Genomic DNA, 12287 nt, shown 5'->3' with positions numbered 1-12287 from the left:
CGCCGGATCGTGGGCTCAGGGCGAATGCGTGAAGCCCGGGACTGCAGCAACAGGCCCGGGCTTCGATTCGCTCTCCGAGTGGAACGCCAGGGGAAACGACACTTCCCCCGAGTTCTTCGCTCGGGTGCAAGTGTAGCCGACCCCGGTCGGCTCCACACCCCTGGCCCACTGCTCCTCGTGTCTGCCGGGGCCAGTGACACGGGTGGCCGCGCCGCAGCCAGCGGCGCGGCCGCTCCTCGTCGATCAGGCCGGTGCGCGGACGGCACGCCGGGCGATCGCGGCGGTCCCGAGTGCCGAGGCCAGGAACATCGCCGCGAGCACCGCCCACCCGACGGTACCGAGGTCGATGGCAGTCAGGGTCACCACGGCCGGAGCGACCATCGCACCCACCGCGTACCCGGTTCCGTACACACCCTGGTACGCGCCGACCCGATCCGCGGGCGCCATCTCGAAGCTCAGGCTCCACCCCGCCGCACTCGAGGTGATCTCCGCCAGCGAGTGCACGAGCGCCGCGACGACGAGCACCGCGCCGGCGATCGCCGCTGGCAGCCAGTCATCTCCGGTGACCCACCCGGCTGCCGCCCACAGTCCGCACGCCACCGCCATCAGCCATCCGGCGTGCACCATCGACCGACCGGCGCCCTCGATCGTGCCCGTCCCCCGGCTCATGCGGACCTGCAGGGCGATGACGACCGCGGTGTTCACGAGCAGCAGCGGCGAGACCAGCACGTCGGGCGCGACGGTGTGCCCGACGACCCAGAGCGGCACGGCGACCTCGAACAGCCCGAACTGGATGCCGAACACCCCGGTCAGCGCGGTCACGCCGAGGAACCGGACGTCACGGTACGGCGAGCGCCCGTCGCGGACCGGTTGCACGATCGACCCGGTCTCGGTCCGCTCGGCCGCCGGCACGTCGACCCGGGCTCGCGACAACCCGAGCAGCATGAAGGCCGACGCCACGAACAGCACACCCGCCGCGACCATCGTCACCCGGTACGCGGCACCGGTGCCGACCGCGAGCGGGATCGCCGCGAGGGCCGTCCCCGCAGCGATGCCGATGTTCGTGACGGTGCGCATGGTCGCCCGGACGCGGACGCGCTCGCCGCCGGGGAAGGCACGACCGATCGCGGCCGAGCGCACGGACGAGCCACCCTGCTGGGCCAGCGTGACGATCGAGGCCGTGACGACGAGGGACGCCAGGTCGTGCACGAGGACGTACCCGATGAGCGCGAGCCCCTGGACCAGGTGCAGCCAGACGAGCATCCGTCGCGCGCTCCACCGGTCCGCGAGGTGTCCGAACCCGAGCGAGCTGAGGACCCCGACCGCACCCGCGACGGTGAGCCCCAGGCCGACCGCGACCGCGGGGATCCCGACGATCGTGGTGAGGTAGAGCGAGGTCAGGGTGAAGAACGCCCCGCGGCCGACGGTGTCGACGAGGGTCACGGTGAGCAGGCGTCGGAGGGTCGCGTCCTGCCGGACGAGGGTGCGGATCGGGACCTCGGGGACTGCCGTGCTGGTGCTCACGGATCCTTTCTGGCCGATCCGGACAGCCGAACGAATCGATGTAGCGTGGGGCTTCATGATCCGGTACCAGCTCGAGGCGAGCGACGTGTCGACGATCCGATTCGGGATCTCCCCGCTGTCCGAGCTCGGACTCGGGTTGCGTGCGTTCCGGGCGCCCGAGCGTTACCCGCTGCAGCGGCCGTGGCTCGACGGCATCGCCGCCGTCCGACCGCTCCTCGACGACGAGGTCCTGCTCGGCCTCGTCGACGAGCGGCGGTGGGTGGCCGACTTCGTGAACCCGCGCCCGGAGTCGCCCCTGACGTCGTTCGACGACGAGCTCGTCGCGCTCGGTCGGCTCAGCCGGAAGCGCATGCACGACGACCTGGAGCGGGTGCACGGGACGGTCCCGACGGTGTTCACCGGCCGGCACGACGCCGTCGTCGCACGCCTCCAGCACGCCCTGTCCGACGCCTGGCGGCTCTGCTTCGCGCCGTACTGGCTCCGCATGCGCGCGGTGATGCAGTCCGACATCACGCACCGCGGACGCATCGCGGCGCACGAGGGTGTCGGCGCCGTCCTCCGCGGGCTCTCCGACTCGGTGCGCTTCGACGGCCGGAACCTCGACGTGCGGCTCTCGAGCCCGATCGCCCGCGACCGCCCGGTGCACGGCGAGGGCGTCACCCTGGTTCCATCGATCTTCGTCGTCCGGGCGTCCACCCCGATCGATGACGACCTGCCCCCGACGATCATGTACCCGGCCAGGGGTCAGGGTGCGATGTGGTCCACCACCTCGCACCCCGACCAGAGCGCCGTCCGCGATCTGCTCGGCTCGACGCGCGCCGGGCTCCTGCAGGCGCTCGGCGAACCGGCCTCGTCGACCGATCTCGCCATGCGGTTCGGTGTCTCGACCTCCGCCGTCAACCAGCACCTCCGCGTACTCGAGCGCAGCGGCCTGCTCAACCGGACGCGCTACGGTCGCGCCGTCCTGTACTACCGGAGCGACCTCGGTCAGGCACTCACCCGGGTGACGTAGCCCCGCCCGGCCGTGGCCGGCTCAGCCGAGCAGTTGCGCCGCCCGAGCCAGGAACGCTCCGGAGGCGGCGAGTCCGAGGATGATCGCTGCCAGCGAGACGCCGAAGCCCGTGATGCGCGATCCCGTGAGCTGTCCGGCGCGCGCGAGACCGATCGCGCCGAAGACGATGCCGAGGATGCCGGGGATCGCGAACACGTTGAAGAGGAACGCGATCAGCGCCAGGACGAGGCCGGCGTACCCGAAGGGGTTCGCCGCCCGCGTCGCCCGGTCCTTCGCGATCCGGGCCTTCCGACCCCGCAGCACGGGTTCGTCGTTCCAGGCGGCCTGCTGCCGGTACTCGGACGGTGCGGGTGGGCGTGGCGGGGCCTCGTAGACGGGCGCAGCGGCCGTCGCGAGCTGCGGCGCTGGGGCGAGCTGCCCCCACCTGGCGCCGTCCCACCACCTGGTCCGACTCGGGTCCTGCGGGTCCGGGTACCACCCGGCGATCGGCAGCGTCACTGTGCTCCCCTCGTTGCCTGCTCGGCAGCGTACGGCCGCAGCAGGTGGGCGCACAGACCCCAGTGCTGGTCACGCTGAGTGCGGCCACCGGACGGGAGGCACGGCTCGCCTCCCGTCCGCGCGTCGCCTCCCGCGGGCACCCACTCAGGCGCGCAGCGTCGGACGGATCGAGATGGTCTCGAACTGCGCCTCGTGCGGAGCGTCGACCGCGACCCGCACCCCGGCGGCGATCGTCGACGGCTGCACGTACGACTCGTCGGATCCCTCCCGCCCCGACTCGCGTCTGATCGTCCGCGCCATGTCGGTGTCGACGAACCCCGGGTGCACGGACACCACCCGCACGCCGTGCGACCGTTCCTCCTCCCTGAGGCAGTCGGCCATCGTGCGGAGCGCGAACTTCGTCCCCGAGTACACGGCACCGTCCGGGTAGGAGAACATCCCCGACCCGGAGTTGAGGAACACGACGGTGCCGTGCGCCGCGCGGAGCGCCGGGAGCAGCCGCGCGGTCAGGTCAGCGACGCCGAACACGTTGACCTCGAACGACCGGCGCCAGTCGTCGCGCGTGAAGGTGTCGAACCGTCGTTCGTCGGCGATGCCCGCCGAGTGCACGAGGACGTCGAGCCGGTCGACCCCGAGCGTGGTGACCGCGGCGGCCACCGAGTCCGCGTCGCCCACGTCGCAGACGAACGGGACGACGTCCGGCAGCTCGTCGACGAGTGCGGCGAGCGCTCCCGCCGACCGTGCGCCGACGATCACGGCGTGGGTGCGCGCCAGGTCGCGGGCGATCGCGAGGCCGATGCCCCGCGACGCACCCGTGACGAGCGCGACCGGACGCGTCACGCCCCGACCGCGGCGACGGAGCCGGCGTGGACGGTGCCGGCGTCGACCGGTGCCCCGTTCGCGAACCGGTCCGGGTCGAGGAAGTCGATCACTGTGTAGGGGGTCTCCCCCACGGTGATCTGGGCGAGGAGCTCCCCCACCCCGGCGGCGTGCTTGAAGCCGTGCCCGTGGTCGCCGCCCGCGATGACGAGACGCTGGTCCCCGTTCGGCCGTCCGACCAGGAACTGCCCGTCCGGCGAGTTCGTCACCATGCACGGGATGGCCTTGACCGGCACCGGGTCGAGCTCCGGGAACGCGTCGGCGACCCACGACGACAGCTGCTCGATGTCGCCGCGAGGGTGGATGTACCGGTCGACGGTGTCGGCGTCGGTGTCGGCGAAGTTCGCGCCGGAGTCCTCCATCCCGATCTTCACCAGGTAGTCCTCGTCCGAGCCGTGCCCCCACAGGTGTCGACCGTCGGGCAGCTCGTGGATGAAGGCCGGGAACGCGTCGAGCGAGAACGACACCGACGCGTCGTCCTTCGGCTTGAACCAGTACAGCGGGGTGCGACGTGGGCGGAGGGGCAGGCCGGGGACGAGCTTGCCGTTCCACGCCCCGGCGGCGACCACGGCCTGCGCCGCCTCGATCACGACGGTCGGGGTCGTGACCCGCACCCCGCCGTCGACGAGCTCGACCGCGGTGACGCGGGTGTCGGTGAACACCCGGGCACCGAGCGCGATCGCCGCTTCGCCCTGCGCACGGACGTTCTTCTCCGGGTAGCAGATGCCAGCACCGGGGTCGAGCACGCCGACGGTGTCCTCGGCGGTGCCGCCGTACTGCGGGAAGTCGTGGAGCAGTTCGTCGTGGTCGAGGTGCGTGACGTCGAGGCCGGCGCGTGCCGCGGCGGCCGTGACGCCGGACACCGGACGGGACGACGGCGACCCGGTCGACAGACAGCCGGTCTGGCGCACGTAGGTCTCGCCGGTGGTCTCGCCGAGGGCGGTCCAGAGCTCGAGGGACTTCTGCGCGATCGGGGTCAGGCCGGGGTGCTCCTGGCAGGCGATGCGGAACAGCCGGGTGGCGCCGTGCGAGGAGCCCATGTGGTGTCCGAGTCCGTACCGGTCGACGCCGACGACGTCCACGCCGCGTGCGGCGAGACGCCACAGTGCCGCTGATCCGAACGCGCCGAGTCCGACGACGACGACGTCGGTGGTGATGGTCTCCATGGGGTTCCTTTCGAGGGGGTGCTGGATCAGCGACTGACGCGGCGGCCGAACCGCAGGCGGTCGGCCGCGGTGACGTTGACGGAGAAGCGGGAGGGGTCGAGGAAGGCGGCGGGCAGGTCGGTGGCCCCCGCCGTGGCGAGGTCGGCGGCGACGATGCCCATCGCGGGGGCGAGCTTGAAGCCGTGCCCGGAGAACCCGCCGAGGACGGTGACGCGGTCGTCCCACCCGAGCGGTCCGACGAACGCGTCGTGGTCCGCGGTGTAGCCGTCCATGTACACGCCGGCGCGGACCACCTCGGGGACGACGCCGGGGACGAGGGCGCGGATCGCGTCCCGGACCTCGTCGAACAGTGCATCGGGAGGTGTGCGGTCGAGGAGGTCGGGGTCCGCGACCCGGTCCCACCCGTTGTTCAGGCCGATCTTCACGGTGGCACCGTCGATGGACGGCCAGCCGGAGATGTCGAAGCCGTCGGACTGGCGGACGAAGATCGGGAACACGTCCTCGGTGAACCGCTCGGGCGTCGCCGTCGGGAACCAGGTCATCACGATGCGGATGACCTCGTGCAGCGGCGTGATCCCCGGCAGGAGCTGGGACGTCCAGACGCCGGCCGAGACGACGAGACGCGGGAAGCGGAACACCCGTTCGTCGGTGTGCACCTCGACGGCGGCGTCGGTCATCCGGATCTCCGTCACGCGGGCCCGTCGGTGGACGACGCCGCCGAGTCGCTCGGCCTCGGACGCGGCGAGCGCGACGGCGAGCTCCGGACGCAGGTACCCCGACTCGTGGTCGAGGTACGCGACGTCCCCGGCACGGACCGCGTGCTGCGGGTACCGGCTCCGGAGGGCGTCCGTGTCGAGGAACTCGTGGTCGATGCCGTGCTCGGCGATCGAGCGGCCGACCGACTCCAGGAACGTGGAGCCGTCCGTCCCGATCATCAGCCCGCCGGTCATGTGCAGCAGTCGCACGCCGGTGTCGGCACCGAGTCGTTCCCACTCGGCGCGGGACCGGCGCAGGAGCGGCACGTAGTGACTGCCCTCGAGGTACGCGGTCCGGAACAGCCGGGACTCGCCACCGGCACCGGACCGGTCGTGTCCGGGGGCGAACTGCTCGAACCCGATCGCGGAGACGCCGCGCCTGGCCAGTTGCCACATCGTCTGCGCCCCCATGGTGCCGACGCCGACGACGCCGACCTCCGCATCGAAGCGGGTCATCGGAGCGTCGGGTTCCGTGCGAAGCGGCCTGCGCGGAACCGGCCGACCGGCAGCGCGGTCTCCCCGGTGAGCGCGAGGTCGGCGGCGGCGCGGCCGATCACCGGCGACATCTTGAAGCCGTGCCCGGAGAACCCGGCCAGCACGACGATGCGATCGTCACCGGCGGTGTCCACGATGAAGTCGTGGTCGGCGGTCCACGCGTCGACCTGCACGGCATGCCGGACCGCTGCGGGGACGGCGTCGGGCACGTAGCGACGGACGTACTCGTCGACGACGGGGACCAGCTCGTCCGGCATGCGTTGGTCGAGGTCGTCGGCGTTCCCGAGGTGGTCGAGCCCCGCCGCGAGCCCGACCTTGACGGTCGCCCCGTCGGTGGTCGGCCAGATGCAGAAGTCGACGCCGGCGTCACGGCACACGAACGGGAACCGCTCGGCCGCGAACCGGTCGGGGTGGCGGACCGGGTACCAGTGCACGGCGATCGACTGGACGTCGAGCCGCGGCAGCTCGATGCCGCGGATCCGGTTCGACCAGGCGCCGGCGGCCACCACCACACGGTCGAACGGGAGGCGCGCCCCGCCCTCCGTCACGACGGTCACCTCGGTGGGCCCAGGTTCCACGGCCACGACCGCGTCCCCGACGCTGACCGCGGCCCCGCGGTCGGTCGCGGCGCGCGCCGCGGCGGAGACGGAGACCTCCGCTCGGATCACGCCGGACCGCTCGTCGAGGACGGCGATCTCGTCGTCGTCCATGACGGTCTCGGGGAACCGGCCACGAGCCTCCAGGGCGGTCAGCACCTCGTGCGGCAGGACGTTCTCGGTGACGGAGGCGACCACGCCACGCATGAAGGCGGACCCGGGCCGGCCGATCATCAGGCCGCGCGTGAGGGAGAGCAGGTCGAGACCGGTCTCCGCTTCGAGCGCGCGCCACTCGAGGAGTGACTCGGCGAGGAGCGGGACGTACTCCGGCCCCTCCGCGTACGCGCTGCGGAAGAGCCGGGTCTCGCCGCCGGCCGCGCCGAAGGCGTGCCCTGGTGCCCAGCGGTCGAAGCCGACGGCGTCGACCCCGCGCCTGGCGAGCTGCCAGAGCGTCATCGCGCCCATGGTGCCCGTCCCGACGACGGCGACGCGGGGTCCGCCCGGCATCAGAGGACCTTCGACAGGAACCCGGCGAGCCGCTCGGACTCGGGGTGTTCGAACATCGTCGCGGCCTCGCCCTGTTCGACGATCCGCCCCTGGTCCATGAAGACGACGTGGTCGGCGGCCCGGCGCGCGAACCCCATCTCGTGCGTGACGACGAGCATCGTCATGCCGGCCTTCGCGAGGCCCGTCATCAGGTCGAGGACCTCCTTGACGAGCTCGGGGTCGAGGGCGCTCGTGGCCTCGTCGAAGAGCATCACCTCGGGTCGCATCGCCAGCGCCCTGGCGATCGCGACGCGCTGCTGCTGCCCGCCGGACAGGCTCGCCGGGCGGAAGTCCCGCTTGTGGGCGAGTCCCACGTCCGCCAGCGAGCGCACCGCCCGGTCCCTGGCTTCCTCGACGCCGAGTCCGCGCACCTTCCGGAGCGGCAGCACGATGTTGTCGAGGACGGTCTTGTGCGGGAACAGGTTGAAGTGCTGGAACACCATGCCCACACGGCTCCGGAGACGATCCGGGTCCCCCGTCGTCATGTCGTCGCCGTCGAGCAGGATCGTGCCGGCGGTGGGTTCCTCGAGCCGGTTGACACAGCGCAGCAGCGTCGACTTGCCGGAGCCCGACGGCCCGATGATGCAGACGGTGTGTCCTGGTCGGACGGCGAGGTCGACGCCGTGCAGCACCTCGTTGGCGCCGAACCGCTTCGTGATCCCCCGGAGTTCGAGTCCGGCGCCGCGGATGTCGCCGACGAGGTCGGTCACCCCGGTGTCGACGCCCGGCGTGGTGGTGCCGTCGGTGGGCGTGGTCATGGTCATCCGTCCTGTCCGATCGTGACGGCCCCTGCGGGGGCGGTTGCTGGTGCGGCCGTCGACTGGCCGGGGCCGCCGGCGTCACCGGCGTCGACCGCTGCGCGGCCGGTGCGGAGCCGGCGGTCGATGACGTTCACCAGGTGGGTGAGCGGCACCGTGATGAGCAGGTAGAAGATCCCGGCGGTGACGAGTGGCGAGAGGTTCGCGTACGTCACGGCGGCGTCCTGACCGACCCGGAAGAGTTCACGCTGCGAGGTCACCAGGCCGAGGAAGTACACCAGCGACGAGTCCTTGACGATCGCGATGAACTGGTTCACGAGCGCCGGCAGCACCCGCCTGATGCCCTGCGGGATGACGATCAGCCGCATGGCGGGGCCGTAGCCCATGCCGAGCGCCCTGGCCGCTTCGAGCTGCCCCTTGTCGATCGACTGGATGCCGGACCGGAAGATCTCCCCGATGTAGGCGCCGGCGATCAGGCCGAGGGCGAGGATGCCGAGCGGGTACGGGTTGCCCTTGGTGATCGGGTTGAACAGCGGCGCGAGCCCCTGCCCGAGTACCAGGATCGTGAGGATCGCCGGCAGGCCGCGGAACACGTCCGTGTAGATGCCCGACAGCACCCGGAGGGTCCGGCTGCGGGACACGGCGAGCGCCGCGAGACCCAGGCCGATGACGATGCCGACGACGGTCGCAGCGGCGGCCAGCAGCAGGGTGTTCCAGAGGCCGTACCCGAGGATGTCGGGCAGGACGACGAGCATGTCCGGGACGTTGAAGAACGACTGCAGGAGCGTCTGGAGCTGGTCCATGGTCGCGGCCTACTTGTCGGTCGGCTGGAACTGGTCCGGCACCGGAGCGTCCGGGTAGTACTTCTTCTCGATCTCCAGCCACTCGCCCGAGGCGATGATCTCCTTGATCGCCGTGTTGATGCCCTTCTTCAGCGCGGGCTTGTCCTTGTGCATGCTCATCGCCACGGGGTACTCGGGGAGCTCGATGTTGATCGGCATCTGGATGCTGTCGTCCTTGTCGACGAAGTCCTGCCCGATCGGGTAGTCCAGGAACACGGCGTCGATGCTGCCGGCCTGCATCGCGGCCTTCGCGGCGTTGTTGTCCGGGTACCGGACGATCTGGACGCCGGGGAAGTGGTCCTGGGCGTACTGGTCCTCGAGCGTTCCCTGCATCAGCCCGAGGCGCTTGCCCGTGAGCGATGACGCCTTCTTGGTGATCGTCGATCCCGAGGGCGTGATGATCGAGATGTACCCGATGAAGTAGGTGTTCGAGAAGTCGACCGACTTCTTGCGCTCGGGGGTGACCGACGTGCTCGCGGCGGCGACGTCGAGCGACCCCGCGGCGACGGCCGGCAGCAGCGTCGAGAACTCCTGCTGCACGAACACCGGCTTGAGGTCCAAGTGCTTCGCGATCGCGGTGGCCATGTCGACCTCGAAGCCCGTGAGCTTCCCGTTCTCGGTGTAGGCGTAGGGCTTGGCGTCGCTCAGCGTGCCGATCTTCAGCGTGCCGGCGGTCAGGGTGCCGTAGTCCTTCGACGAGGTGGACGTCGAGGCGGAGGAGGTCGTGGAGCAGGCCGTGAGCCCGACGGCGAGGGCCGCGATGACGGCGACCGCGGCGGCCTTGGAGTGGGTGCGTCGCATGGTGACTCCTGTGCTGGGGAGGGTGGGTGGTGCGGGCAAAATCACCGTAAGCGACGCAAGCGATCGAAAAACGTTCGGAAATAATTTAGTAACACGACCTTTACGGCGTCGTATCGCAAGTCCGTGGAAGTACCGTGCGACGATCAGGACATGGAACTGCGCGATCTCCGAGCGTTCACGGCGGTCGCCGAGGACCTCTCCTTCAAGGACGCCGCCGCCCGGCTCGGCATGAGCCAGTCAGCGCTCAGCCAATCCGTCTCGCGGTTCGAGCGGGAACTCGGGGTGTCGCTGTTCGAGCGCGGGCAGCGGCGCGCGCCGGAGCTCACCCCACAGGGACGCGTCCTCGCCGCCCAGGCGAAGGCACTCCTCGACCACGCCGAACAGGTCGAGGCCTCGGTCGTGGACGAACCGACGGCCACCGTGCCGCTCAAGGTCTCCTCGATCTCGTCGACGTTCGCCGGACTGGTCCCCCGCGTCGTGCCGCGACTCCGCGCAGCCCTGCCCGACGTCCGCGTCTCGCTGATGAGCGTGTTCGACACCCACGTGACCCGTGCGGTCCTCGAGCACCGCGTGGACTTCGCGTTCGGACGACTCTCCGAGGCACCGGAGGGTGTCGACTTCTCGTTCGTCGCGCACGAGCCGCTCGTCGCCGCCGTGCCCGCGACGCACCCGCTCGCCACCCGCGATCGCATCGACCTCGTGGAACTCCGGGACGACCCGTTCGTGCTGTTCCACCGCGACGAGGGGATCCCGGGCTACGATGCCATCGTCAGCGCCTGCGTGCGGGCAGGGTTCTCACCGCAGATCCGGACGTACTCGCTCGACGACGTCGCGATGCTCTCCTCGATCGCGTGCGGCCTCGGGGTGTCGCTCATGCCGTACGTGTCGACACTGCACGCGTTCGACGGGGTCAGCTACGTCCCGGTGACGGACGAGCACGCCACCACGCCACTCTCGGTGCTCCGTCGGCAGCACGACGGACTCGTCGCGGCCGACCGGCTCCTGGAACTGGTGCACGACGAGATGCGGACACTCGCGGCGCGCGAGATCGCGCGAGGCAACCGCCCGCCCCTGCTGCCGTAGTCCGCCCCGCTGCTGCCGTCGTCCGCCCCGCGCGGGACCGGACGGGAGGCCCGGCTCGGCTCCGTCAGGCCAGCACGCGCTCCAGGAACGGGTTGCGGAACCGGCCCGCCGGGTCGAGTTCGCGGGCGAGCGCGGCGAACCGCGCCAGGTGGGGGTACGCCTCGTGCAGGCGCTCCGGCGAGGCGGCCGAGACCTTCCCCCAGTGCGGGCGCGGGTCGAACGGGGCGAGGACGTCCTCGATCCGCTCGACCGCGGCGGCGACGGCGTCCACGTCCCGGCGGAACGTGAAGTGCACGCCGACCGACTGCCGCTCGGACGACGGTGCGAGCCACGCGGTGTCGGGTGCGATCGTCCTGACCTCGGCTGCGATGAGGATCGGCGCGAACAGGGCCGCGAGCGGACGCAGGGCCCGGAGCGCGGGGAGCGCCGACGCGGCGGGCAGCAGGTACTCCGCCTGGATCTCGGCCCCGGTGGACGGGGTGAACGACGACCGGAAGTGCGGCAGCCGCTCGGACCACGGGCCGGGGACGCCGCCCTGCTCGGTGACGCCGGCCGGGTCGTTCTCCCCGGGGTGGACGGGTCCGGTCGCGGTCCTGGCACCGAGTGCGACGAGGTCGATCGTCGGTGCCGGCTCGTCGACGCGGTGCTTCGTCCAGACCTGTCGCGCGCCACGATCGTCGAACGACGTGAACATCGACACCGAGTAGGCGTCCGACATCACCGCGTCGAACTGCGACTCGACGGCGTCCCACGGCAGGTCGAGGTGCACCGTCGTGGCCACCTGGAACGTGGGCTCGATCGCGAGCTCGACGGCGGTCACGATCCCGAGTGCCCCGAGCGCGACCCGGTGCGCGTCGAGCTCGGCGTCTGGCCCGTCCCCTGCCACGTGGACCACGTCGCCGGACGCACGGACCACGTCCAGCCCGACCACCGCCTGCGCCAGCGAGGGGTTCCGCACACCGGAGCCGTGCGTGCCGGTGGCGACGGCCCCTGCAGTGGAGATGTGCGGCAGGGACGCGAGGTTCGCGAGTGCCCAGCCACGAGCCTCCAGGCCGGATGCGACCTGCGCGTGCGTCATGCCGGCTGCGACCAGGACCACGCGCCGGGCGGTGTCGATCTCCAGCACCGGCGGCAGGCCGGCGAGCGTGAGCTGGACGGCGTCGGTGTCCGCGATCTCGTTGAAGGAGTGCGTCGAGCCGAGCGCCGTCAGGCGCGGCGTCGACGCGACGAGCGCACGGACCTCGGACACGGACGACGGTCGCGCCAACGACGCCGCACGGTAGGTCACGTTACCGGCCCAGTTGGTGCGCTCCGTCGCGATCACGTCGCCCA

At 71.5% G+C, this 12287-nt stretch carries 12 protein-coding genes; 2 read left to right on the top strand and 10 right to left on the bottom strand.

Annotated features, from left to right (window positions below):
• Window positions 1–243: 243 nt before the first annotated feature.
• The gene (locus tag ACEN9V_RS16975; RefSeq protein ID WP_413601298.1) at window positions 244–1524 is read right to left on the bottom strand and encodes an MFS transporter; all 1281 of its coding nucleotides are present in this window, start codon (window positions 1522–1524) and stop codon (window positions 244–246) included.
• A 55-nt stretch (window positions 1525–1579) separates the two neighbouring features.
• Here ACEN9V_RS16975 and ACEN9V_RS16970 point away from each other — a divergent pair, with 55 nt between their 5' ends.
• Window positions 1580–2536 (top strand): helix-turn-helix domain-containing protein, encoded by a 957-nt coding sequence (locus ACEN9V_RS16970; protein ID WP_413601297.1) that lies wholly within the window; start codon window positions 1580–1582, stop codon window positions 2534–2536.
• 21 nt (window positions 2537–2557) lie between these two features.
• On the opposite strand, the gene ACEN9V_RS16965 is transcribed toward ACEN9V_RS16970, so the two are convergent.
• The 8 genes from ACEN9V_RS16965 to ACEN9V_RS16930 all read right to left on the bottom strand — a co-directional run bounded on the left by ACEN9V_RS16965 (window position 2558) and on the right by ACEN9V_RS16930 (window position 9872).
• Window positions 2558–3034, bottom strand: coding sequence for a DUF2510 domain-containing protein (locus ACEN9V_RS16965; RefSeq protein ID WP_413601296.1), 477 nt, complete (start codon window positions 3032–3034; stop codon window positions 2558–2560).
• A 144-nt stretch (window positions 3035–3178) separates the two neighbouring features.
• Window positions 3179–3874, bottom strand: a complete 696-nt coding sequence (locus tag ACEN9V_RS16960) for an SDR family oxidoreductase (RefSeq protein ID WP_413601295.1) — start codon at window positions 3872–3874, stop codon at window positions 3179–3181.
• Window positions 3871–5079, bottom strand: coding sequence for an N-methyl-L-tryptophan oxidase (solA, locus tag ACEN9V_RS16955; RefSeq protein ID WP_413601294.1), 1209 nt, complete (start codon window positions 5077–5079; stop codon window positions 3871–3873). Before solA (ACEN9V_RS16955) ends, ACEN9V_RS16960 begins: the two co-directional genes overlap by 4 nt.
• Window positions 5080–5105: 26 nt before the next feature.
• Window positions 5106–6290 carry an N-methyl-L-tryptophan oxidase gene (gene solA / locus ACEN9V_RS16950; protein ID WP_413601293.1) on the bottom strand — a complete coding sequence of 395 codons (1185 nt, stop codon included), beginning with the start codon at window positions 6288–6290 and terminating at the stop codon, window positions 5106–5108.
• Entirely contained in the window at window positions 6287–7432 is a 1146-nt protein-coding gene (solA, locus tag ACEN9V_RS16945) for an N-methyl-L-tryptophan oxidase (RefSeq protein WP_413601292.1), read from the bottom strand. The genes solA (ACEN9V_RS16950) and solA (ACEN9V_RS16945) overlap by 4 nt, the downstream gene beginning before the upstream one ends.
• Complete coding sequence (locus ACEN9V_RS16940; RefSeq protein WP_413601291.1) at window positions 7432–8235, bottom strand: amino acid ABC transporter ATP-binding protein; 804 nt, start codon at window positions 8233–8235, stop codon at window positions 7432–7434. The genes solA (ACEN9V_RS16945) and ACEN9V_RS16940 overlap by 1 nt, the downstream gene beginning before the upstream one ends.
• Complete coding sequence (locus tag ACEN9V_RS16935; protein WP_281265365.1) at window positions 8232–9032, bottom strand: amino acid ABC transporter permease; 801 nt, start codon at window positions 9030–9032, stop codon at window positions 8232–8234. The genes ACEN9V_RS16940 and ACEN9V_RS16935 overlap by 4 nt, the downstream gene beginning before the upstream one ends.
• 9 nt (window positions 9033–9041) lie before the next feature.
• Window positions 9042–9872 carry an ABC transporter substrate-binding protein gene (locus ACEN9V_RS16930; RefSeq protein ID WP_413601290.1) on the bottom strand — a complete coding sequence of 277 codons (831 nt, stop codon included), beginning with the start codon at window positions 9870–9872 and terminating at the stop codon, window positions 9042–9044.
• Window positions 9873–10022: 150 nt separating this feature from the next.
• Between ACEN9V_RS16930 and ACEN9V_RS16925 the strand changes: the two genes are divergently transcribed.
• Window positions 10023–10955: a LysR family transcriptional regulator gene (locus ACEN9V_RS16925; protein WP_413601289.1), complete on the top strand. Its 933-nt coding sequence runs from the start codon at window positions 10023–10025 to the stop codon at window positions 10953–10955.
• 64 nt (window positions 10956–11019) lie between these two features.
• Here the strand turns inward: ACEN9V_RS16925 and ACEN9V_RS16920 are convergent, their stop codons facing one another.
• On the bottom strand, window positions 11020–12279 hold the full coding sequence (locus ACEN9V_RS16920) for a D-arabinono-1,4-lactone oxidase (RefSeq protein ID WP_413601288.1): 1260 nt from the start codon (window positions 12277–12279) through the stop codon (window positions 11020–11022).
• Window positions 12280–12287: the final 8 nt, after the last annotated feature.

Origin of the sequence: Curtobacterium sp. Curtsp57 (genome assembly GCF_047324335.1) — a bacterium.
GTDB lineage: Bacteria > Actinomycetota > Actinomycetes > Actinomycetales > Microbacteriaceae > Curtobacterium.
The sequence above is the reverse complement of the archived record's forward strand: the minus strand, read 5'-3'. Positions and strand labels throughout refer to the sequence as shown.